Annotated in this window: 22 protein-coding genes; 11 read left to right on the top strand and 11 right to left on the bottom strand. The window is 68.3% G+C overall.

The features are described from left to right. Positions 1-69: 69 nt before the first annotated feature. Together N5C18_RS03780 and N5C18_RS03775 are read left to right on the top strand one after the other, a co-directional pair. The gene (locus tag N5C18_RS03780; protein WP_053510971.1) at positions 70-1,035 is read left to right on the top strand and encodes a hypothetical protein; all 966 of its coding nucleotides are present in this window, start codon (positions 70-72) and stop codon (positions 1,033-1,035) included. Further along, on the top strand, positions 1,032-1,406 hold the full coding sequence (locus tag N5C18_RS03775; RefSeq protein WP_053510973.1) for a hypothetical protein: 375 nt from the start codon (positions 1,032-1,034) through the stop codon (positions 1,404-1,406). Before N5C18_RS03780 ends, N5C18_RS03775 begins: the two co-directional genes overlap by 4 nt. Before the next feature lie 97 nt (positions 1,407-1,503). Here N5C18_RS03775 and accC read toward each other — a convergent pair whose 3' ends face one another. From accC to N5C18_RS03755, 4 genes are all read right to left on the bottom strand, one after another. Next, positions 1,504-2,871 carry an acetyl-CoA carboxylase biotin carboxylase subunit gene (gene accC, locus N5C18_RS03770; RefSeq protein ID WP_006473295.1) on the bottom strand — a complete coding sequence of 456 codons (1,368 nt, stop codon included), beginning with the start codon at positions 2,869-2,871 and terminating at the stop codon, positions 1,504-1,506. Between the two features lie 10 nt (positions 2,872-2,881). Next, positions 2,882-3,361 carry an acetyl-CoA carboxylase biotin carboxyl carrier protein gene (accB, locus tag N5C18_RS03765; RefSeq protein ID WP_008265096.1) on the bottom strand — a complete coding sequence of 160 codons (480 nt, stop codon included), beginning with the start codon at positions 3,359-3,361 and terminating at the stop codon, positions 2,882-2,884. Between the two features lie 59 nt (positions 3,362-3,420). Beyond that, positions 3,421-3,864 (bottom strand): type II 3-dehydroquinate dehydratase, encoded by a 444-nt coding sequence (gene aroQ / locus N5C18_RS03760; protein ID WP_065186305.1) that lies wholly within the window; start codon positions 3,862-3,864, stop codon positions 3,421-3,423. A gap of 351 nt (positions 3,865-4,215) precedes the next feature. After that, positions 4,216-4,956: a DOPA 4,5-dioxygenase family protein gene (locus N5C18_RS03755; protein WP_279943870.1), complete on the bottom strand. Its 741-nt coding sequence runs from the start codon at positions 4,954-4,956 to the stop codon at positions 4,216-4,218. Positions 4,957-5,117: 161 nt separating this feature from the next. Here N5C18_RS03755 and N5C18_RS03750 point away from each other — a divergent pair, with 161 nt between their 5' ends. Beyond that, a complete protein-coding gene (locus N5C18_RS03750; protein WP_279943868.1) occupies positions 5,118-5,945 on the top strand; it encodes an isocitrate lyase/phosphoenolpyruvate mutase family protein in 828 nt (275 codons plus the stop codon). A gap of 75 nt (positions 5,946-6,020) precedes the next feature. Here the strand turns inward: N5C18_RS03750 and N5C18_RS03745 are convergent, their stop codons facing one another. Then, positions 6,021-6,554, bottom strand: coding sequence for a hypothetical protein (locus N5C18_RS03745; RefSeq protein ID WP_164086843.1), 534 nt, complete (start codon positions 6,552-6,554; stop codon positions 6,021-6,023). A 127-nt stretch (positions 6,555-6,681) separates the two neighbouring features. Between N5C18_RS03745 and N5C18_RS03740 the strand changes: the two genes are divergently transcribed. Next, entirely contained in the window at positions 6,682-7,278 is a 597-nt protein-coding gene (locus N5C18_RS03740; RefSeq protein ID WP_053510985.1) for an NAD(P)H-dependent oxidoreductase, read from the top strand. Between the two features lie 16 nt (positions 7,279-7,294). Next, positions 7,295-7,888 (top strand): TetR/AcrR family transcriptional regulator, encoded by a 594-nt coding sequence (locus N5C18_RS03735; RefSeq protein WP_053510987.1) that lies wholly within the window; start codon positions 7,295-7,297, stop codon positions 7,886-7,888. 13 nt (positions 7,889-7,901) lie between these two features. On the opposite strand, the gene N5C18_RS03730 is transcribed toward N5C18_RS03735, so the two are convergent. Next, entirely contained in the window at positions 7,902-8,696 is a 795-nt protein-coding gene (locus tag N5C18_RS03730) for a D-alanyl-D-alanine carboxypeptidase (RefSeq protein ID WP_279943866.1), read from the bottom strand. A 120-nt stretch (positions 8,697-8,816) separates the two neighbouring features. On the opposite strand from N5C18_RS03730, the gene N5C18_RS03725 reads away from it, so the two are divergent. Then, positions 8,817-10,364 carry an alkaline phosphatase gene (locus tag N5C18_RS03725; RefSeq protein ID WP_279943865.1) on the top strand — a complete coding sequence of 516 codons (1,548 nt, stop codon included), beginning with the start codon at positions 8,817-8,819 and terminating at the stop codon, positions 10,362-10,364. Here N5C18_RS03725 and N5C18_RS03720 read toward each other — a convergent pair. Then, entirely contained in the window at positions 10,361-10,540 is a 180-nt protein-coding gene (locus N5C18_RS03720; RefSeq protein ID WP_053510993.1) for a hypothetical protein, read from the bottom strand. The genes N5C18_RS03725 and N5C18_RS03720 overlap by 4 nt on opposite strands. 98 nt (positions 10,541-10,638) lie before the next feature. On the opposite strand from N5C18_RS03720, the gene N5C18_RS03715 reads away from it, so the two are divergent. After that, entirely contained in the window at positions 10,639-11,538 is a 900-nt protein-coding gene (locus N5C18_RS03715) for a LysR substrate-binding domain-containing protein (protein WP_053510995.1), read from the top strand. A gap of 120 nt (positions 11,539-11,658) precedes the next feature. Here N5C18_RS03715 and N5C18_RS03710 read toward each other — a convergent pair whose 3' ends face one another. The 3 genes from N5C18_RS03710 to N5C18_RS03700 form a co-directional block, all read right to left on the bottom strand. Next, positions 11,659-12,375: an ABC transporter substrate-binding protein gene (locus N5C18_RS03710; protein ID WP_279943864.1), complete on the bottom strand. Its 717-nt coding sequence runs from the start codon at positions 12,373-12,375 to the stop codon at positions 11,659-11,661. A gap of 61 nt (positions 12,376-12,436) precedes the next feature. Further along, positions 12,437-13,960: a carotenoid oxygenase family protein gene (locus tag N5C18_RS03705; RefSeq protein ID WP_053510999.1), complete on the bottom strand. Its 1,524-nt coding sequence runs from the start codon at positions 13,958-13,960 to the stop codon at positions 12,437-12,439. A gap of 26 nt (positions 13,961-13,986) precedes the next feature. Beyond that, complete coding sequence (locus N5C18_RS03700) at positions 13,987-14,409, bottom strand: DUF2141 domain-containing protein (protein WP_279943863.1); 423 nt, start codon at positions 14,407-14,409, stop codon at positions 13,987-13,989. 161 nt (positions 14,410-14,570) lie between these two features. Here N5C18_RS03700 and N5C18_RS03695 point away from each other — a divergent pair, with 161 nt between their 5' ends. Genes N5C18_RS03695 through N5C18_RS03685 form a run of 3 tightly spaced genes read left to right on the top strand, consistent with a single transcriptional unit; the run spans position 14,571 to position 16,700 of the window. Beyond that, complete coding sequence (locus N5C18_RS03695) at positions 14,571-15,671, top strand: histidine kinase (protein ID WP_279943862.1); 1,101 nt, start codon at positions 14,571-14,573, stop codon at positions 15,669-15,671. Then, positions 15,668-16,306 carry a response regulator transcription factor gene (locus N5C18_RS03690; RefSeq protein WP_279943861.1) on the top strand — a complete coding sequence of 213 codons (639 nt, stop codon included), beginning with the start codon at positions 15,668-15,670 and terminating at the stop codon, positions 16,304-16,306. Before N5C18_RS03695 ends, N5C18_RS03690 begins: the two co-directional genes overlap by 4 nt. 22 nt (positions 16,307-16,328) lie before the next feature. Further along, positions 16,329-16,700, top strand: a complete 372-nt coding sequence (locus tag N5C18_RS03685; protein ID WP_279943860.1) for a VOC family protein — start codon at positions 16,329-16,331, stop codon at positions 16,698-16,700. Positions 16,701-16,884: 184 nt separating this feature from the next. Here the strand turns inward: N5C18_RS03685 and N5C18_RS03680 are convergent, their stop codons facing one another. After that, on the bottom strand, positions 16,885-17,724 hold the full coding sequence (locus tag N5C18_RS03680) for an arylamine N-acetyltransferase (protein WP_279943859.1): 840 nt from the start codon (positions 17,722-17,724) through the stop codon (positions 16,885-16,887). A gap of 203 nt (positions 17,725-17,927) precedes the next feature. On the opposite strand from N5C18_RS03680, the gene N5C18_RS03675 reads away from it, so the two are divergent. Beyond that, complete coding sequence (locus N5C18_RS03675) at positions 17,928-20,480, top strand: methyl-accepting chemotaxis protein (RefSeq protein WP_279943858.1); 2,553 nt, start codon at positions 17,928-17,930, stop codon at positions 20,478-20,480. Positions 20,481-20,542: the final 62 nt, after the last annotated feature.

Here is a 20,542-nt window from a genome sequence, read left to right as displayed (position 1 = left end):
TCAGACAGGGCTGCCGGGCCTTGCTAAACTGCACGCTTTCCTGTGCGCCTTGACGCCTGACTGCCGCCGATGGCCTTCGCTCCGACCCTGAAAACCTGGTTGCTCGTGCTGCCGGCGGTGGCCGTGCTGGGCGTGGTCGGGTATCGGGCCAGCGGCCATGTTTCCGCGGTGCCGATGCCGCCGGAGCTGCCATCGGCGCTGTCGGCGGACACCCCCAGCACGCCGATGCCGGTGGTGCCCGAAGCATTGGCGCGCCGCCTGTCGGCTGTCGAGCGAGGCAACGCGTTGCCCTCGGGGCTGCCGTTGGACCTGCGCGCCGACTTCGAGGAAGCCACTGATCTGTATGCCTATGCGCAGCGCCTGCGCGTGCAGGCCGATGACGGCAATCATGAAGCGCGCTGGATGCTGAGCCGGGTCTACGACTACTGCGCGCAGTACGCGCTTGATCCGGGTGGTTATCGCCTGGACAACAACGTGCTGGCCGGACTGGGCCTGACCGCTGCGCCGGCCATGGTGCAGGCACGCGAACGCGTGGCGCAGCGCTGTGGTGGTTTCGTGCCGGGCGACAAGCTGGGCGCCGCGCGGGTGCTGGCCGAACGGCGCAAGGCGGCTGCACAGGGCAACCTGGCGGCAGAGGCATCGTTGTTCGCCGAAGGGGAGCCGCTGCATGACAGCCCCGAGTACCGTCGTGACCTGGTCGAGCGGGTGCGTGCGTCGCGCGATCCGGAGGCCTTCATGGCCATTGCGCCGGGGATGGGCACACGGGCGGCGGGGGATCGCGCGATTGCCGACCAGGTGGCCGGTGAGCCGCTCAGTGAACTTGCATGGCGGGTTGCGGCCTGTGAACTCGGTCTACCGTGTGGTGCAGACAGCGTACTGGTGAACAGTTTTTGTGCGAACGGAGGGATCTGTTCGCAGGATGGAGCGCAGGATTTCCGGGATTTCGTGTATGACGCTGCGGTTTCGCGGCAAGGTTCGGGGAAGATGAAGCAGTGGATCAAGCGATTGGTTGGGAAGAAGGGAGGCGGGCAATGAACTATCGTCGACTCCTGCATGGGGCCAAATTCTGGTTCTGGGTGGCATTGTTCGTGGCTTACTCGGCGGGTGCGGTCGGTCTGTTGATGATCGATACCTACGAGGATCGCTACCGGCATCTGTCAAAAGTGGAACTGACCACGGTAAAGGCGCAGGAAGATGTCCGCCGCGCCGGTGCCAGCCAGGTTGCGGCGGTCTATCGCGCGCAGAGCGGCATGCCGTTCGCCTCACTGCCTGCCGGCAGCACCTTCCAGGTGGTCTGGCCCGATGGTTCCACCGAAACCATGGTGATCGTCGATCCGAGTTCGCCCAATGGCGTTCGCCCACTGACGAATTCGCAGATTCCGGCCGAAGTGGCGGACAAGCGCTGAACCTGTTTGCGTAGCACCGGGCCCATGCTCGGCGCTACAGACAACGAAAAAGGGCGGGGAAATCCCCGCCCTTTCCGTATCCAGCCTGTGGCACCGATCAGGTCAACGCGATCGGCTTGTTCTTGCGTTCGGCCAGGCGCTTTTCCAGGTAGTGGATGTTCTGGCCACCGGCCTGGAAGCCCTTGTCACGCATGATCCGCTGCTGCAGGGCGATGTTGGTCTTGATGCCGTCGACCACCATCTCGCTCAGCGCCACCCGCATGCGGGCGATGGCGGTTTCGCGGTCCGGGCCGTGCACGATCAGCTTGCCGATCATCGAGTCGTAGTTCGACGGCACGCGGTAGCCACTGTAGATGTGGGTGTCCACGCGCACGCCCGGGCCGCCCGGCGGATGGAAGCCGGTGATGGTGCCCGGGCTCGGCACGAAGGTTTCGGCGTCTTCGGCGTTGATGCGGCACTCGATGGCGTGGCCGGTGAGCACCACGTCGCTCTGCTTGATCGACAGCTTCTGGCCGGCGGCGATCTTCAGCTGCTCGGCCACCAGGTCGATGCCGGTGACCATTTCGGTGACCGGATGCTCCACCTGGATGCGGGTGTTCATTTCGATGAAGTAGAAGCGGCCGTCCTCGTACAGGAACTCGAACGTGCCGGCGCCGCGGTAGCCGATGCGCACGCAGGCTTCGGTGCACACCTTGCCGATCTGCTCGCGCTGCTCGGCGCTGATGCCCGGTGCCGGTGCTTCTTCCACCACCTTCTGGTGGCGGCGCTGCATCGAGCAGTCGCGCTCACCCAGATGGATGGCGTTGCCCTGGCCGTCGGCCAGCACCTGGATCTCCACGTGGCGCGGATTCTCCAGGAACTTCTCCATGTAGACCTCGCCATTGCCGAACGCGGCCTTGGCCTCGCTCTTGGTGGTTTCGATCGAGGTCTTCAGCGACGCTTCGGCGTGCACCACGCGCATGCCACGGCCACCGCCGCCGCCAGCCGCCTTGATGATGACCGGATAGCCGATCTCACGGGCGATCTTGGTGTTGGCGACGATGTCTTCGCCCAGCGGACCGCCCGAACCCGGCACGCAGGGCACGCCGGCCGACTTCATCGCGCGGATGGCTTCGACCTTGTCACCCATCATGCGGATGGTGTCGGCCTTGGGGCCGATGAAGATGAAGCCGGACTCCTCCACGCGCTCGGCGAAGTCGGCGTTCTCCGACAGGAAGCCGTAGCCCGGGTGGATGGCCTGGGCGTCGGTGACTTCAGCGGCGGCGATCAGCGCCGGGATGTTGAGGTAGCTCTGCGGCGACGGCGCCGGGCCGATGCAGACCGACTCGTCGGCCATGGCCACGTGCTTGAGGTTGCGGTCGACCGTGGAATGCACGGCCACCGTGCGGATGCCCAGGGTATGGCACGCGCGCAGGATGCGCAGCGCGATCTCCCCTCGGTTGGCAATGACGACTTTGTCGAGCATGGCGTGCCCCTCAGCCGATCACGAACAGCGGCTGGTCGAACTCCACCGGCTGGCCGTTCTCGCCGAGGATGGCGACGATGGTGCCGGACTTGTCGGCTTCGATCGGGTTGAACATCTTCATCGCTTCGATGATCGCCAGGGTCTCGCCTTCCTTGACCTGCTGGCCAACGCTGACGAAGGCCGGCTTGTCCGGGGCGGACGAGGCGTAGAAGGTGCCGACCATCGGCGAGCGCAGCACGTGGCCTTCCGGCAGCGCCGGGCCCGGCTTGGCAGTGCCGCCGGTGGAGGCTTCGGTCGGCGACTGCATCGGCATCGCCTGCGCAGCCGGGGCGGCCGGCGCGGCATACACCGGTGCCGGCATCGGGGCGGCATAGCCGGCCACCGGGGCACGCGACAGGCGCACCGACTCTTCGCCTTCCTTGATTTCGATTTCAGCCAGGTTCGACTCTTCCAGCAGGTCGATCAGCTTCTTGATTTTGCGCAGATCCATGAGGGCCTCTTTGGTTTCTATCTAGGTGAGGAGAGCGCCGGTGGCGCCCGGGTCGACAATCAGGTGGCGGATACGCGCAGCAGCGCCGCGTCCATCGCGTAGCGGTAGCTGTCGGCACCGAAGCCGCACACCACGCCCACCGCCTTGTCACTGAAGTAGCTGTGCTGGCGGAACGGCTCGCGGGTATGCGGGTTGGACAGGTGGATCTCGATGAACGGCACGGCCACCGCCGCCAGCGCATCGCGCAGGGCGACCGAGGTGTGGGTGAAGGCGGCCGGGTTGATCAGGATGAAAGCGGTTCCGTCGTTGCGCGCGGCCTGCACGCGGTCCACCAGTACATGCTCGGCATTGGACTGAAGGCTTTCCACGGCGTGCCCGGCGGCGGACGCCTGCGCGGCCAGCGCCTGGTCGATGTCGGCCAGCGTGGTGTGGCCGTAGACCTCCGGCTCGCGGGTGCCGAGCAGGTTGAGGTTGGGGCCGTGCAGGACCAGCAGCTTCGCCATGGGATCCGGAAGACGGGAAAGGGCGGCAGTCTGGCGGAAGCGGCGGATGCTGTCCAGTTCGGCGAAGTTTGCCGTGTTTCAATCGATTGTTTGAAATTCGCCGGAGTGCTTGCGGCTGTACGGCGGGAGCCGGATCAAGGCGCGCTGAACGTGGTGCTGGCCGGGGATGCTGGCACGTAGGCCGACGATGCCGGCAAGGCCGGGCGATGACCGACGCCGCAACGGGCCGTGATGCGGTAGATCCACGCCATGCGTGGATGAAGGAAGTTCGGTGCGCAGCAAGCTACGCACCCACCGAGGGGCAGCCCAAGGTGCGCTGCACGCCACCCACCGCCCCCGCCACGCACCCGCTCAGGTCTCCAGCGGCACCACCGGCACCACGTTCGGGAAGACTTCCTCCAGCGGCTCCCGTTCGCCGGGCTTCGGTGCCGGCCAGTTGTAGGCATTCACCGGCTGCGCGCGGTTCACCCACAGTGCGTAATGCAGATGGTCGGCGCGGCCGTCGCCGGTATTGGGGTGGATCAGGATGGTCAGGCCCAGGCTGTTGAGCTGCAGCCAGGGCACCAGCACCGGCAGCAGGTCGTTGGTGAAGCCGAAATAGAACGAAGGCGTGACGTGCGGCCCGCGCGGTTCCAGGTTCCAGTTGCCCAGCTCCACCGGGAAGCGTTCGGCGGCCCAGCGGCGCAGCAGGGCCGCCTTGGCGAAGCTGTCCTCATCGAAGTAGATGTGCGCGTGATAGCTCTTGATGTCGGTGTACGCGCGTGGGGTGGCGGGCAGCGTGGCCTCGCCGGGACGCACGCTGGCCGGTCGCGGGGTGGGCTCGCTGGCCGTCGCCTGGCCCCACGGGCTGCTGCCCTTCGCCGCCGGCGGGACGATGGCGCGAAAGCCGGGCTGCCCGGGCTCGGTGGTGTTCACGGCACGGTCGTCGCGCGTGGCTGCCGCTGCCGTCGATGCGCTGGCCAGGCCGCCGGCGGCCAGCCCGGCCGAAGCGATCAGGCGCCGGCGGGTGGGTGAGAGCAGATCGGCCCACTGCGCGTCATCGTCGCCTGCGTCGATGTGGGTGTCAGCGGGGGAATCCAGGTCGGGGTGCATGAACGGCTCCGTGGCAGCATGAGGGCAGGCAAGCACGCTCCGGCACTGCCCTCGGCCGCGTCCAATAAGCAGGCGGCATCACCTCATGCGCCTGCGCATGCCGCCATTGAGCGCAGGCGATGGCCGGGCTAGGGTGCCGCTGTACCGTACCGGAGCCCGCCATGACCTCGATCGACGCCGACATCCCGCGCAGGCGCGCGGCCTTCCGCCAACTGCATGCGCAGGGCTGCTTCGTGCTGCCCAATCCGTGGGACGTGGGCAGTGCGCGCTACCTGCAGCGGCAGGGATTCCTGGCCCTGGCGACCACCAGTGCCGGCTGTGCCTGGAGCGAGGGGCGGCCGGATGGTGCGGTTTCGCTGCAGGCCACGCTGGAGCATCTGCGCCTGATGGTGGGGGCGACGCCACTGCCGGTGAACGCCGACTTCGGTGATGGCTTCGGTGCCACGCCAACGGAGGTGGGAGAGGCGGTGGCAGCGGCGATCGATACCGGCGTCGCGGCATTGTCGATCGAGGATGCCAGCGGTGTGGCCGATGCACCGCTGCGCCCGATCGAACAGGCGGTCGAGCGCCTGCGTGCGGCCCGTGTGGCGATCGACCATGCGGGCGGCGATGTGCTGCTGGTAGGCCGTGCAGAGAACTTCTTCGTGGGGGTGCCGGACCTGCAGGACACTCTGCAGCGCCTGCGCGCCTATGCCGAGGCCGGTGCCGACGTGCTGTACGCGCCGGGCATCAGCACGCGTGAGCAGATCAGCGCGGTGGTGGCCGCGGCAGGATCGAAGCCGGTGAACCTGCTGGTGGGTGGACCGACGCCCATGCGCCTGCGGGACATCGCCGCACTCGGCGTGCGCCGGGTCAGCCTCGGTGGCGCACTGGCCCGCGCGGCGTGGGGCGGCTTGATGCAGGCGCCCCAACCGATCGTGCAGGACGGCTGCTTCGATGGCCTGCAGCAGGCGGCCTCGGGCGCGGCGTTGAACGCGCTGTTCCGTTGACGGAAATCCGGAGTGGGCCCGGTTCTGCAGGGCGGTCCGTGGATCCACACCGTGCCTGGAGGGATGCGCCAGCGACTACAGCGCTTCCATCCCGCCCTTCGGCACTACCACCCCCGGTTCCAGCGCCGGCAGCAGCTGCCGCAGCAGCGCGGGGTTGTCCAGCAGCGCGGCACCGTCCAGATAGCTCCACTGCGTCGTGCCCACCCGGCGTACGGCGACCATGAACGAGGTGCTGCGCATCGGCGCGTCGCGCACGCGCAGCAGTGATTGGCGTGGCACGAAGCAGACTTCCTCGTCGCCGGCGGCGTAGGTGCGCCCAGGCACGCCCGCCTCGTCGCTGACGATGGTGACGCCCGCCTTGTGCAGTTGCTTTACGGTGTCGCGCGTCATCCGCGCATAGGCCTCATCGCCACCGGCAGCCAGCTTCAGGCTGGGATGTGTACGCGCGATGATCAGGTCGGTATCGCCGCGGGCGAAGGCGTCCATCATCGCCTGCACCTCCCTGCGCAGGGCGGCGGAATCTTCCGGACCGAGTTCACCGGCCACGGCGGATGGAACGGCCATCGTCATCAGCAGGGCCAGCAGCGGGGCAAGCAGGTGTCGGTGCATCGGCGGGCATCTCACGGGCGAGCGCCGCACTATACGGTGGATGCGGAAACAGCGTCCCATCAATGGGGCTGGTGCGAGGCCATTCATTACTTACCATTGGTAGGTAGTGAATTCCAGAGATCGCCCCATGCACAGCCTCATTGTCATCGCCCATCCTGATCCTTCCTCGTTGACCCACGCCATCGCCGGGCGCATCGGCGAGGCCATCGGCGCAGCCGATGCCGGCAACAGCGTGGCCCACGCCGATCTGATGGCCGAGGGCTTCGATCCGCGCTTCAGCCTGCAGGACCAGGCGCTGTTCCGCGGCACCGGCGCTGCGCCGGCCGATGTCGCCGCCGAGCAGGCGCGGCTGGATGCGGCCGACACGCTGGTACTGGTCTACCCGCTGTACTGGTGGTCTTTCCCCGCGCTGCTGAAGGGTTGGATCGACCGTGTGTTCACCCAGGGCTGGGCCTACCAGGAGGGCGCCGACGGCAAGGTGCAGAAGAAGCTGCAGCGGTTGCGCGTGCACCTGGTCGGGGTGGGCGGCGCCGGCGCGGAGATGATCGAGCGGCGCGGCTATGGGGCGGCGATGAAAACCCAGATCGACATGGGCATCTTCGACTACTGCGGTGCGCGCGTGCTGTCATCCGAACTGCTGCTGGATGCCGATTCCGGCGCAGCCGGGGCGCATCTGCAGTCGGCAGCGGAGATCGGCCGTAAAATCGGTACTCCGATGCGCTGATTGCCGTGCCCTGCCGATGCCTGCCACGCCCGCTCCCACACGCCGCCGACTGACCCGCGGGCAACGCGCCCGCCAGTTGCTGGACGTGGCCTGGGCGCTGGTCGGCGAGGAAGGCACCGATGCACTGACGCTGGGACGCCTGGCCGAGGCGGCGGGCGTGACCAAGCCGGTGGCCTACGATCACTTCGTGACCCGCAATGGACTGCTGGCGGCGCTCTACGACGACTATGACGGGCGGCAGACCGTGGTCTTCCACGAGCGCATCGGCCGCGCCAGGGCGCAGCTGGCCGATCGTGCGGCGGCCATCGCCTCCGGCTACATCGACTGCATCCTCAGCCAGGGCAGTGAAGTGCAGGGCATCCTCGCCGCGCTGGTCGGCGCGCCGGAGCTGCACGAGGTGCGCCGGCGCTACCAGCAGGATTTCATCGACAACTGCCAGGTCTGGCTGGGCCCGTTCGCCGCTGAGGGGGCCGTGCCCCTGGCGGGGCGATGGGCCATCCTCGGCGCGGCTGAGGCCCTTTCAGAGGGCGTGGTTGCCGGCGCGCTGGACAAGGCCGGGGCCGAGGCAGAACTGCAGCGGCTGATCGTGGCGACCGTCAAGCGGCGCTGAGCCGTGCGGCAGCTCAGGCGTCGGCCTTGGTGCCGGCCAGCGCGGCGAACCCTGCGTCCAGCTGTGCGCGCACCAGCGCGTCGCGCGCGTCGCGGCTTTCAGAACCCAGTACCACGGTAATCAGCCGCACCGGCTGCGCCCGCCCGGGCACCGTGCGGCATGCGGTGGCGGCCAGGCAGAAGCCTGCGGCCCGGGTGTAGCCGGTCTTCAATCCATCCACGCCGTGCTCGCCAAGCAGGGCGTTCTGGTTGTTGCGGCTGAAGCGGCCATGCGCGAACGCGCGCTGTGCGGTGATTGCCAGAATCTGCGGATGATCGTTCAGCAGGCAGGCGGCCAGCACTGCCATGTCGCGCGCGCTGGAGGCATGGTGCGGGGTGGTGATGCCGGAGACGCTGGCAAACCAGGTGCTGCGCAGGCCAAGCTGGCGCGCATGCCGGTTCATGCGATCGAGGAATGCGGCCTGCGATCCGTCCAGATGGCGCGCGATCGCCAATGCAGCGTCGTTGCCGGAGACGATCATCAAGCCTTCCAGCAGGCGTGCCAGAGCAATTTTTTCGCCAGGCACCAGGCCCATGCGCGTTTCGTCATCGGCCACCGCATGCACATCGTCGCTGGCAATAGTGACCGCTTCGTCCCATGCGCGCCCGCCTTCTTCGACGCATGCATACGCGGCGTAGGCGGTCATCAGCTTGGTCAGTGATGCCGGTTGCCGCGCGGTTTCAGCGTTGTGCTGGTGGATCACCGCGAAGGTGGCCGCATCCAGGGTGATCGAGGACAGCGGCGCGCGCTCTGGAACGGGGAGGGACATGGATGATGCGGTGGCAATGGAGAGCCGCAGGATAGTGCGCGGCGGCTGCATGAAGCTGCAACATTGAAACGATATAACGTATCGTCATTGTGGGCCGCCGCTGGCCCGACGGGATATCCGATGACTGCACACGCGCCACGCCGCTGGCTCCATTCCTCGTTGCTGATCGCGCTGGCAGCGCTGGCGGGCTGCCAGCCCAACCTGCGCGCCGAGGCTGTGCCTTCCGCTGAAGCGCGCCCGCACAACGTGATCGTGATGATCAACGACGGCGCCGGTTGGGGTACCTGGGATGGCGCCGCCTACTGGCAGTACGGCAGCCGTGAAGGTGCCCCCTATGCGGATTTCCCGCAGCGCCTGGCGGTGACCACGTTCCCGTTGAATTCCAGCAGCCAGCCGACCGGCGACAACGCACAGACCCTCGGCTACGACGCGGGCAAGGCCTGGGATACCGAACCGGTGCCAGCGCCGGACCTGCCGTTCGTGGGCTACCAGTACCTGGCGGCGGTGGCGACCGACAGTGCGGCCGCGGGCACCGCGTTGTCCTCGGGCATCAAGACCTACAACAACGCCATCAACTACAACAACGATGGCAATCCGGTCGAGTTCAATACGCTGCGCGCCAAGCGCCTGGGCATGGCGACCGGTGTGGTGACCTCGGTGCCGTTCGCGCACGCCACGCCGGCAGCGTTCGCGGCGCAGAACGCATCGCGCAACGACTACCACGCCATCGCCCACCAGATGCTGGCACAGGGCCACATGGACCTGGTGATGGGCACCGGTGGCCCCGGCTACAGCGTTGATGGCCTGGCCTGTGGGCCGAACACGGATGCAGCGCAGGCCGAAGGCTGCGCGACTCCGTGGGAGTGGGTGTCGCAGCAGGATTGGCAGCAGCTGGAAGAGGGTCGAACCATTGGCGGCAACCCGTCGGGGCCGTGGCGCCTGATCCGCGGCAAGGAGGAATTCGCCGCGCTGGCGCAGGGCCAGCTGCAGGCCGACCGGCCGCTGATCGGCGTGCCACGCGTGGCCAACACGCTGCAGCAGGCTCGCCAGCTGCAGGTGCTGGGCAAGGATGCGTCCATGCCCTCGGGCGTAAGGAAGATCGACAGCGTGCCGGATCTTGCGACCATGACCCGCGGTGCACTGCGGTTCCTGCAGCAGCGCTCTTCGGAGGGCCTGTTCCTGATGGTGGAAGGCGGCGCCACCGACTGGGCCGCGCACACCAGTGCCTGCGGCACCGAATGGCACTACGGCCAATGCAGCGACCAGCCGCAGTACGGCCGCCTGATCGAGGAAACCGCGGAGTTCAACGATGCGGTGGCGGCGGTGGTGGACTGGATTGAACGCAACGGTGGTTGGGAGCGCAACCTGCTGATCGTCACCACCGATCACGACAACAGCATGCCGATGGGCCCCGATGCACAGGACGTCGCCTTCCAGCCGGTGCGCAACAACGGCCGCGGTCGCATGCCGGGGATGAGCTTCCGCCCCACCGGCAACCACTCCAATGCGCTGGTGCCGCTGTGGGCCAAGGGCGCGGGCGCGGAGCTGCTTGCAAAACGCGTGCGTGGCGTCGATGACGGCTATCGCCAGCATGTGCGCTGGAACGACGGCCGCTACATCGACAACACCGATGTGGCGGCCGCGGTGCAGGAGGCGCTGCAGCGTTAGGGGCGTGCCGGGCAGCGGCCGGCAGCTGCGGGCTGCCCGGTTGGCGAGGTTGCCGGCCAGCGGCCGGCAACAGCGGGAGTGCTGCTGGGCGGCGGGACCGGGCTGGCCAGCCGCCGGGCCAGCTCGGCGTTGGCCACGTGACCGTGCAGGAACAACAGGCTGCTGAAGATGTTCATGAGCGTGCCTCCACTTGAGTGGATTGCACGATACGGGCAGCATGGACGTGCAAAAAGCGACATTTCCGCAAGCGCGCCTTGAGAGGAATTCAAGCCTGATGTCCCGACCGCCCCTCCATGCACTGCAGGGTTTCGTGGCTGCCGCCCGGCTCGGCAACCTGTCGCGTGCGGCGGCATCGATGAACCTGACGGTCAGCGCACTCAGCCATCAGATGCGCCAGCTGGAAGAGCGCCTCGGCCAGCCGCTGCTGATCCGCCAGGCACGAGGTGTCACCCTTACGCTGGAAGGGCAGCGCCTGCTGGAGCAGGTCGGCCCGCATCTGGACGCGATCAACGAGGCCTTCCAGCCCTATGCGGCGCGCGCCGAGCACGTGCTGACGATCAGCGCGGTGCCATCGATGGCCTCGGCCTGGCTGGTGCCACGCCTGGGCCACTTCGTGGCTGCGCACCCGCAGATCGAGATCAACCTGCAGTCGAGTGAACGGCTGGTCGACTTCGAGCGGCAGCGGCAGTTCGACGCCGCGCTGCGGCTGGGCACCGGGCACTGGCCGGGGCTGGTGGTGGAACCGCTGTTCGACGAGTGGCTGCTGCCGATGGCCAGCCCTGCGCTGATCGAGCGCATGGGCGGAATCGACCGCGTGCCGCTGACCCAGTGGCCGCTGCTCGGTGATCCCGATGGCGCGTGGGGCGCGTGGTTCGCGTTGAGCGGGCAAAGCCCGCCGCCGCGCTTCGTGGCGGTACTGGATGATTCGGAGGCCCACCACCGTGCGGCGCTGGACGGGGTGGGCGTGGCGCTGGGACGGGTGACGCGGGCGCGCCTGTTGCTGGAATCCGGCCAGCTGGTGGCGCTGTCCAGCCAGCGCCTGAAGACGGCGTGGCCGCATTGGCTGGTGTACCCGCAACGCTCGGCCAGCCATCGCGGCTTCCTCGCCTTCCGCGACTGGCTGCACGCGCAGGCCGCCGAACACGTGCGGCACATGGCAGACGCACATCTGTAACGTCGAGCTCGCTCGACCACCGCATCTGTGGCGTCGAGCCGTGCTTGAACCCGCAGCTGTAGAGTCGAGCTTGCTCGACTGTCTTCGCGCACAGGCAGTCGAGCAAGCTCGACTCTACAATCACCGCACCAGCGTGACCGCATGCCCGGCGCGCGCCAACGCTTCAACCAGCAGCGGCCCGGCTTTGATCACTTCCACCTCGTTGAGGAGCGCCTGCAACGCATCGGCCGGGCGCGAGGCTGGCGCCGCCACCGCCTGCTGGATCACGGTGAAGCGATCGGCCAGCACGCGGTGGCCGGGATGCGACCGCGCCCAGGTTTCCAGTGGCTGGCGCACGCCGGCGGCAGCATCCAGGTGCTGCTGGTCGAACAGGTCAATGGCGGCCGCAGACGTGCCGGCGCGTTCGATCGTGGCGTGGCGCAGCTCGCGACTGAGGAACAGGTCGTAGGCAGCGCCGCGGCCCACCGCGATGCGCAGGCCATCGTGGTCCAGGTCGGCCACCCGATGCGCCGGGCTGTCCGCACGCACCAGGTAGGTGCCTTCGATCTCCACATACGGCGCGCTGAAGGCGATGCGGTCCGCCCGCGCCGGATCAATCGCCAGGAAGGCCAGGTCCCATTCGTCCTGGTTGGCCGCAGCAACCACCGAGGCTGCTGCGTCGTGACAGGTGAAGCGGGCCTGCACCCCCATCCGTTGCGCCAATGCGGTGGCCAGTTCCAGCGTGGGGCCACGCGGCGAACGCGCGTCTCCCTGTGCCAGCACCGGATTGCCCAGGTTGATCGCCACGCGCAGGAATCCCTGCGGTGCCAGCGCGCTTCGATGGTCTGCCAGGGACATGCCGGGCTCCGTAGGAAGGGGAACCCCAGCATGCCTGCGCCGGTGTCCGCGCGGCGTGCACTCAGCCGCGCGCGGCGAACGTGCCGTGGAAGCCCAGCGGCACCGCGTAGGGCAGCCAGGCCTGTGCAATCGGGCCATCGTCCAGGTGACGCGCATCGAGTACGGCCAGGCCACTGCGCGTGTTCACCGGATCGAGCAGGGTGCCGATCAGCCAGCCGTCGTCGGCGTTGCGGCTGCCCGGGCGCGGAACGAATACGTGTTCCTCGGCCATGATGTCCGGCCCGTAGTGCCACAACTGGCGGCGGCCCCGCTCGATGTCGAATGCAGCCACGGCGTTGAAGTAGGGCGCGTTGGCCGGACCATCGATGGTGGGCGCGTAAAGCCGCGCACCACGGGTGTTGGCCGAGCGCGGATCGAACAGCGGAAACTCCACCGCGCTGATGCCCAGCGACTCCCAGCGCGCCTGGCCACGGCGCAGGTCCAGGTGCAGCTCGACCAGGCTGGCACCACTATTGGCCGCATGTGCCCCATCGCCGGCCATTGCTTCCTTCATCGGTGAGCGCGCTTCGTTGATGTCGTCGTGGCGCACGGCGCGCAGCACGATGCCGCCGTCGCGGGTGAACGCATCGCCGAAGTGGTAGATCGCCGCGAACGGCGCCTCGAACCATTGCGCCTTGTCCGGTGCATCCTTGGCGACTACCGCGATGCGCGCCGCGCGCTGCGGTGCGAACTGCATGCGTTCGAAGAAGCTGCCGCCGGTGCCGGTGAAGTCGAACGGCATCAGCACGAAAACGAGATGCTGTTCGGTCATGGCGAAGGCATGCAGGTAGCCGTGCTCCGGCGTTTCGATCACGTTGGCGCTGCGCAGCTGACCGTCCTTGCCGATGTGCCAGACCAACAGGCCGTGGCCGCCCATCAGGCTGATCGAGCCGAAGTTCCACACGCTGCCGTCGCGGTCGGGCAGGGGATGGGCGGAGAATGGCAGCGCGGCCAGGTCCGGGCGCCAGGTGACGGGCCCAAGGGTCTGCAGTGAATCGGGGTCCACCTCGAACGCCGAGCCGGATTCGCACAGCGCGAACAGGCGGCCGTTGATCATCGTCACCGAGGTGTTGGCGACGTTGGCATCGTCGTTGTTGCGCACCGCCAGTGCACCGGGGACGCTGGTGCCCGCCGCCGGGTACTGGAAGCGGCCGGCCTTCTGTTCACGGCTGAACTTCGGTGTGGCCACCATGCGCCCGTGGTGGGTCAGGCTGCCATCGCCGTTGAAGCGCCAGCCATGCACCATGCCGTCGCCGTCGAACCAGTGGTCATAGCGGAAGCCATCGCGCTCGGTCCAGGCCGGGCCGTTGCGGTACAGCGTACCGGCCAGCCCGGCCGGCAGCCGGCCCTGCAGCTGCACGGTGGCCGGGCCGAGGCTTTCGCTGCTGACGCTGCGCCAGCCGAGCAGCCACGGGTGCTCCTGCAGGCCCTGCGCGAAGTGCGCGGGGTCGCCGGCGAAGGCGGGGGCGCTGCGCAGGGCGGTGGCGCCAAGCGCCAGGCAGGCACTGCTGCTGAGCAGGGTACGAAGGAAGCGGCGACGGTCCATGATGGCCTCGGGTCTGGATGCAGGAATCAGCGCAGGGTGATGTCGATGGCGGCACCGGCGGCCGGCACGTCGACGCGCGCTTCGTCGAAGGTCGGCTTGCGCATCACCTGCGGGTTGTTGCTGAAGCCATAGCCTTCCACCGGCATGCCGACCAGGTTGGTGTCGAGTTTGCCGTTGTCGTTCTCGTCGTGGGTGAGCAGCACCGCGTAGCTGCCTGCGGGCACGTTCTTGAATACGAAGTGGGCACTGTCGCCACTGGGCCTGGCCTGCTGCGCCTGCATGGGCGCAGCCTTGCCGTCCCAGGCGGTGGCGTTGTCGACCAGGGCAACGCGCAGCGTACCGGTCTGCACGCGGACATCGTGTACGGTCACGGCCAGATCGGCGGCGTGGGCGCCGCCGGCCAGGGCCAGGGCGGTCAGGACGGTGCTGAGCAGGGCGGTACGGATCATGGCAGTGGCTCCGGAAGTGGGCGGTGTGTTGTGGAGTGGGGCCAGTCTGCGCGGGGCGTGGGGCTGGTTTCAGGGCCAGTGGTCATCGATTCGACGTGCCAGAAGTCACTTTCTGCGCTGGACCCATTGCCGACGGCAGGCGCGGCCGTCAGCATCTGGCCATGCCCAGCCTGCTCCGCCACCTGTTGCGTCCGCTCAGCCTTGCCGGTCTGGTGACCGTGCTGGCGGTCGGCCTGTCATTCGCGGTGCAGCGCGGCGAGGCCGCCCCCAGCCTGCTGTTGCTTGCTGGGTTCCTGTTGCTGTTCGTGCTGCACGGCTGGGCGTCGATGCCGTCGCGTGTGCGCGCGGTCGCTGCCGTGTTGCAGGCGCTGCTGGCGGTCGCCTTGGTCGCGTTGCAGCCGCGCACCGGCACCGCCCCCGTGCTGCTGGTGGTGCTGGTCGCGCAGTTGGCCGAGCACTGGCCGCCGCGCTTCGTGCTGGGTGTCGCGCTGCTGGCCAACCTGGCGATGTATGCGGTGCTGCGCCACAGTGGCTTCAGCCAGCCGCTGCTGGTGGTGCTGCTGTACGGCGGCTTCCAGGCGTTCGCCGCACTGACCGCACACTACGCACGCAGCACGGCCCTGGCCCGCGATGACCTGGCCCGGGTCAACGCGGATCTTCTGGCCACGCGCGCATTGCTGGCCGACAGCGCCCGCGATGCCGAGCGCCTGCGCCTGGCGCGCGAACTGCATGATGTGGCGGGCCACAAGCTCACCGCGATGCGGTTGAACCTGCGCGCGCTGGCGGCTGATCCTGCGCTGGCCGGGCGCGACGGCCTGGTGCTGGCCGAGCAGTTGTCGGGCGAACTGCTGGCTGACATCCGCCAGGTGGTGCAATCGATGCGCGATGATCGCGGCCTCGACCTGGCCACCGCACTGCACGCGCTGGCCGCACCCTTCCCACGGCCGAAGCTGCAACTGCGGATCGGCGAGGGCGTGCGCGTGACCGATCCGCTGATGGCCGAGACTGTGCTGCGGCTGGTGCAGGAAGCGCTGACCAATGCCGCCCGGCATGGCAACGCAGGCACCGTATGGCTGACGATCAACGAAGAGGATTCCCGGTTGCGTATTGATATCCATGATGACGGCCAGCGTGCCGAACGCATCCGCGAAGGCAACGGCATTGCCGGCATGCGTGAGCGCCTGGCCACGGTGCATGGCCGGCTGGAACTCGCGCGCACCGCGCAGGGCGGCATGCTGCTGACCGCATGGGTGCCGGCATGAGTGGCGCCGCGATCCGTGTTGCCCTGGCCGACGACCAGGCGCTGGTCCGCGCCGGCCTGCGTGCGCTGCTGCAGGGTCTGGGGGTGGAGGTGGTGCTGGAGGCCGAGGACGGCCAGGCACTACTCGATGCGCTGCTCACGCAGCCGGTGGACGTGGTGCTCAGTGACATCCGCATGCCCGGTCTGGATGGGATCGAGGCGCTGCGTCAGCTGCGCGCACGTGGCGATGCCACGCCGCTGCTGCTGCTGACCACCTTCGATGAGAGTGACCTGTTGCTGCGTGCCAGCGAGGCTGGTGCACAGGGCTTCCTGCTGAAGGACGCCGCGCCGGCCGACCTGCGTGAGGCGATCGAGCGCGTCGCCGCCGGCGAGACCCTGCTGATGCCGGTCAGCACCGAGCCGGTGCGCGCGCGCTACCGCTTTCACGACGAAGCGCCCCCCAGCGATACCTTCGGCGAACGCGAAGTGGCGATTCTGCGCTTGCTGGCCGGCGGCTACAGCAACAAGGAGATCGCGCGCAGCCTGTTCCTGGCCGAAGGCACGGTGAAGAACTATGTTTCCGCCATTCTCGACAAGCTTGGCACCCGCGATCGTACCCGTGCGGTACTGAAGGCGATTACCCTGCGCATCATCTGACTGCGCCGCGCGAGGAAAACCCGTGAACCCGATCCTGCATGTCGAGATCCCCGCCAGTGACCTGGCCCGTGCCATCGCCTTCTATCAGCAATGGCTGCAGGTGGTGGTGGACGAGCCGATCCTGCTGCATGACTGCCACATGGCCTACCTGCCGTTCTCGGATGACGCGACGGGTGCCAGCATGTCGCTGGTGCAGGGGGCGGACTACCAGCCCTCCGAACAGGGCGCGCGCCTCTATATCGGTGTCGATGATCTAGAGGCCAGCCTCGACCGTGCGCTGCAGGCCGGCGCCGAACTGCGCTTCGGCCCGGCCGACGCCGGCGACTGGCGCGTGGCCGAGATCCGCGACAGCGAAGGCAACCGCATCGCGTTGCAGGCCCGGGCCGTTCTGTAGCGTCGAGCTTGCTCGACTGCTGTTGACGGCGCTAGCAACGCCTCCGTCGAGCAAGCTCGACGCTACACGCGCACATACCGTCGGCATCGCTCCGGCCAACACCGTCGCTCTCGCTTCTGTAGAGTCGAGCTTGCTCGACTGCTGTTGACGGCGTTACCGACGCCTCCGTCGAGCAAGCTCGACGCTACGGTGTTGCGGCGCGCGAGCGCTGCAGCCAGTCATTGATCGCCGGGTCCAGCCGTGGGTCGTCCGGCAGCTGCAGGCCGAAGCGCTGCTGCAGTACCTCGCGCACGTCACCGACATCGTGCAGCGGGCGTTTGTCCGGCGCTTGCCCCGGGCGGTACTCGGTGTAGTTGCCACTGCCGATGGTGCGGCGCCAGTCCGGCCCAGTCAGCGACGCGCGCAGCTGGCCCGGGAAACTGGAGTCGGGATGGGTGCACACGTACCAGTTGCCCACCACGTTGTCGATCGGCGCAGGCGCCTGCAGGTCGAAGCGGTACATCGCGCGCCAGCCATCGCTGGATTCGGCTGACAGCACGAAATCGCCGTCATCGCCCAGCCGCTGCAGCAGGTAGCGCTCGTGTGGCGTGGCCTGCGGTGCGGTGTCGTGCAGGCGCAGTGGCACGGTCGGGGTCAGGCTGCCGAAACCGGCATCGACCAGCCAGTCCTCGTCCTCTACATGCACGCGCAGCAGCAGATGGGTCCGTGCGGTCAGCTCGCCATCCTGTGCCGCCAACAGCACGCGCGCGCTCAGCGGCTGGGCATCGAAGCCCAGCGCCTGCAGCAATGCCAGCAGGCCGCCATTGAGTTCGAAGCAGTAACCGCCCCGGCGCTCGTCGAGCAACTTGCGCTGCACGCTGTCCAGGTCGATCAGTACCGCGTCACGCAGCAGGCAGCTGAGGGTCTCGAACGGCAGCAGCGCGTTGTGGCGTTGCTGCAGAAGGGTCAGGCCGGCCAGGGTCAGCGGGGGTGGTGCATCCAGCTGCAGGCGCTGCAGGTAGCGGGGGATATCGAGCGTCGTCATGCGGACACCGGGCAGGGGAGGGACGTCCACTGTGCGCCCCCAACCGGGGTTGAGGTCAAGCGCAGCGCCGGTGTCATGCCCCCGTCGCCTGTGCCCGGTACAAAGGCCGCGTCCGCCAGCGAGCAGCCGGGCGGCACGAAAACAATCCTAAAGTTGTCGGGAACCATGCCGATACAGGTGCGTCCTTCCGCCTGGAGTCTGTCATGTCGGCCGTCGTTCCCCACCTCCGGTCCCTGCGCACGCATCTGGCCCGCCTGCGCGCGGCGTCACCCGGTGCGCTGTCGTCGAACCTGCTGCTGTGGCTGCAGCCGCACCGGCTCAGCGTAGCCAACAAGCTCAAGGCAACCCTCTGGGTCTGTGGTCTGGGCCTGGTGGCGATCGCCGCGGTCTACGCCTGGACCGGCCACGCCAGCGCACAGGCCGCACGCAACCAGGCCAGCTACCAGCGCGGCAGCGACCTGGCCGCCAGCCTGGCCACGCGCGTGGCTGAAGCCCGGCGCCTGCAGACCCAGTATGCGCGCAGTTTCGATGATGCTGACCGCAACCAGTTGCTGGCCACGCAGAAGGCACTGCAGGCCGACCTGCAGGCGCTGCGCGCGATACCGATGGATGCCGGCCGGCGCAAGGCGCTGCAGGTGCTGACCGAAGCCGCGGACGCGTTCTCCCAAGGCGTCGCGGCCCTGTTCGAACGGGTCGACGAGATGGGCCGGGGTGATGCCGGCCTTGCCGCGCAGCTGCAGCAGGCCGCCGACACACTGCAGGCGCAGGTCGATGCGCTGCAGCGCCCCTTGCTGGCGCTGTCCCTGCAGAAGATGCGCCGGCAGGAAGCATTGCTGCTGCTCGACGGTGACTCTGCCCATGCTGACCGTGCCAGCGATGAGAAGCTGCCGTTCGACCTCGCGCTGGCCGGCCTGTCCACCGATGTGCAGGATGCTCTGCGCAGCGGCATGGAGGCCTATCAGGTCGCCTTGCTGGGTTACACCGCCGCCCGCGTCGGCTTGGATGTGGAGGCACAGTCGCTGCTGGATACCGCCGCCGGCGTGGCGCCGGCGCTGGCCGCCTTCCAGCAGGCCCAGGTGGCGGCGCTGGCCGAGGCGCAGGCGCGCCAGCAGGCCGGCACGCGCACCATGAGCGTGCTGTTCGCGCTGACCCTGCTGCTGGTCGCCGGCGTGCTGATCACCAGCCTGGTGCTGGTCCTGCGCGCGGTGCGCCAGCCGATCCAGGACACCCTGCGCTTCGCCAGCGATATCGCCGACGACCGCCTGGACACCACCCTGCGCGTATACAACGCCAATGATGAGATCGGCCAACTCGCCCAGCGCCTGGTCGACATGCAGCAGCGCCTGCGTGCGCGCATCGAGACCGAGCGCGCGGTGGCGCGTGGCAATACCCGCGTGCGCCAGGCGCTGGACAGCGCACAGACCGGCCTGATGGTGATCGATGCCGAAGGGCTGGTGGCCTACGCCAACCCGGCGTTGCTGCAGCAGCTGGACCTGCAGGTTGACGCGCTCGTGGGCAGCGATGCGGTGCGCCTGCATCCGGCGCTGGCCAGCCTGGCCGGCGTACGCCAGCGCGAAGAACGCGAGATCGGCCACGACGGTGTTCGCTACCAGCTGATCGCCAACCCCATCACCGACGAGGGACAGTTCCTCGGTGTGGCGGTGGAATGGCGCAGCCGCGCACTGGAAACCCTGCTCGAAACCGAAGTGGCCGCACTGGTCGACGCCGCCGCACACGGTGACCTGCACGGTCGCATCGTACTGGACGGCAAGCAGGGCTTCGTGCGCACGCTGTCGACCAGCATCAACCGCCTGCTGGCGACCTTTGAAACCAATCTCGGCGACCTGCAGGCGCTGTTGGCCGCGCTGGCACGCGGCGACCTCAGCGTGCGCATGGACGGCGACCTGCAGGGCGTGTTCGCGCGCATGCGCGACGATGCCAACGCCACCGTCGCGCAGCTGGGCGGCATCGTCACCCGCATCCAGCAGGCCACCTCCAGCCTGGATACCGGCGTTGGCGAGATCGTCGCTGGCCACCACGACCTGTCGCAGCGTACCGAGCAGCAGGCGGCCAACCTGGAAGAAACCGCAGCGTCGATGCATGAGCTGACCGACACCGTGGGCCGCAATGCCGACGCAGCCGGTCGCGCCGATGCGCTGGTCAAGGGTGCGGCAGCGGTGGCCCAGCGCGGCGGCGACGCCGTGGGCCAGGTGGTGGCGACCATGCACGGCATCAGCGAAGCCTCGCGGCGGATCGGTGACATCACCCAGCTGATCGATGGCATCGCCTTCCAGACCAACATCCTTGCACTGAACGCAGCGGTGGAAGCGGCACGTGCCGGCGAACAGGGCCGCAGCTTCGCGGTGGTGGCTGCGGAAGTGCGCCTGCTGGCCCAGCGCAGTGCCGAGGCGGCCAAGCAGATCAAGGGATTGATCGAGGATTCGGTGGCGCGTGTCGGGCAGGGCAACCAGCAGGCCGAGCAGGCCGGCACCACGATGGGCGAGATCGTCGGCAGCGTGCAGCAGCTGGCGGACCTGCTGGCCGGCATCCGCAGCGCATCGCAGGAGCAGCATGCCGGCATCGCACAGGTGAACCAGACCATCGTGCAGATGGAAGCCAGTACCCAGCGCAATGCCAGCCTGGTGGAAGAGGCCGGTGCCTCGACTGCACAGATGCAGGCGCAGGTGCATGCCCTGGCCGAAGCGGTGGGCGCCTTCCGCCTGAAGCCGGCGCGGCAGGCCCGCGCCGCGGCCTGATCCTGCCCCGGTAGTGCCGGCCGCTGGCCGGCACGTCCATGATCCTGCCGGCCAGCGGCCGG

Origin of the sequence: Stenotrophomonas sp. GD03930, from assembly GCF_029839665.1 — a bacterium.
Classification (GTDB): domain Bacteria; phylum Pseudomonadota; class Gammaproteobacteria; order Xanthomonadales; family Xanthomonadaceae; genus Stenotrophomonas; species Stenotrophomonas forensis.
This window is presented reverse-complemented; position numbering and strand designations above follow the sequence as displayed.

Excerpts from the sequence above, each read along its gene's own strand:
- N5C18_RS03780 (WP_053510971.1), top strand. The coding sequence starts at position 70 with ATGGCCTTCGCTCCGACCCTGAAAACCTGGTTGCTCGTGCTGCCGGCG.
- N5C18_RS03775 (WP_053510973.1), top strand. The coding sequence starts at position 1,032 with ATGAACTATCGTCGACTCCTGCATGGGGCCAAATTCTGGTTCTGGGTG.
- accC (WP_006473295.1), bottom strand. The coding sequence starts at position 2,871 with ATGCTCGACAAAGTCGTCATTGCCAACCGAGGGGAGATCGCGCTGCGC.
- accB (WP_008265096.1), bottom strand. The coding sequence starts at position 3,361 with ATGGATCTGCGCAAAATCAAGAAGCTGATCGACCTGCTGGAAGAGTCG.
- aroQ (WP_065186305.1), bottom strand. The coding sequence starts at position 3,864 with ATGGCGAAGCTGCTGGTCCTGCACGGCCCCAACCTCAACCTGCTCGGC.
- N5C18_RS03755 (WP_279943870.1), bottom strand. The coding sequence starts at position 4,956 with ATGCACCCCGACCTGGATTCCCCCGCTGACACCCACATCGACGCAGGC.
- N5C18_RS03750 (WP_279943868.1), top strand. The coding sequence starts at position 5,118 with ATGACCTCGATCGACGCCGACATCCCGCGCAGGCGCGCGGCCTTCCGC.
- N5C18_RS03745 (WP_164086843.1), bottom strand. The coding sequence starts at position 6,554 with ATGCACCGACACCTGCTTGCCCCGCTGCTGGCCCTGCTGATGACGATG.
- N5C18_RS03740 (WP_053510985.1), top strand. The coding sequence starts at position 6,682 with ATGCACAGCCTCATTGTCATCGCCCATCCTGATCCTTCCTCGTTGACC.
- N5C18_RS03735 (WP_053510987.1), top strand. The coding sequence starts at position 7,295 with ATGCCTGCCACGCCCGCTCCCACACGCCGCCGACTGACCCGCGGGCAA.
- N5C18_RS03730 (WP_279943866.1), bottom strand. The coding sequence starts at position 8,696 with ATGTCCCTCCCCGTTCCAGAGCGCGCGCCGCTGTCCTCGATCACCCTG.
- N5C18_RS03725 (WP_279943865.1), top strand. The coding sequence starts at position 8,817 with ATGACTGCACACGCGCCACGCCGCTGGCTCCATTCCTCGTTGCTGATC.
- N5C18_RS03720 (WP_053510993.1), bottom strand. The coding sequence starts at position 10,540 with ATGAACATCTTCAGCAGCCTGTTGTTCCTGCACGGTCACGTGGCCAAC.
- N5C18_RS03715 (WP_053510995.1), top strand. The coding sequence starts at position 10,639 with ATGTCCCGACCGCCCCTCCATGCACTGCAGGGTTTCGTGGCTGCCGCC.
- N5C18_RS03710 (WP_279943864.1), bottom strand. The coding sequence starts at position 12,375 with ATGTCCCTGGCAGACCATCGAAGCGCGCTGGCACCGCAGGGATTCCTG.
- N5C18_RS03705 (WP_053510999.1), bottom strand. The coding sequence starts at position 13,960 with ATGGACCGTCGCCGCTTCCTTCGTACCCTGCTCAGCAGCAGTGCCTGC.
- N5C18_RS03700 (WP_279943863.1), bottom strand. The coding sequence starts at position 14,409 with ATGATCCGTACCGCCCTGCTCAGCACCGTCCTGACCGCCCTGGCCCTG.
- N5C18_RS03695 (WP_279943862.1), top strand. The coding sequence starts at position 14,571 with ATGCCCAGCCTGCTCCGCCACCTGTTGCGTCCGCTCAGCCTTGCCGGT.
- N5C18_RS03690 (WP_279943861.1), top strand. The coding sequence starts at position 15,668 with ATGAGTGGCGCCGCGATCCGTGTTGCCCTGGCCGACGACCAGGCGCTG.
- N5C18_RS03680 (WP_279943859.1), bottom strand. The coding sequence starts at position 17,724 with ATGACGACGCTCGATATCCCCCGCTACCTGCAGCGCCTGCAGCTGGAT.
- N5C18_RS03675 (WP_279943858.1), top strand. The coding sequence starts at position 17,928 with ATGTCGGCCGTCGTTCCCCACCTCCGGTCCCTGCGCACGCATCTGGCC.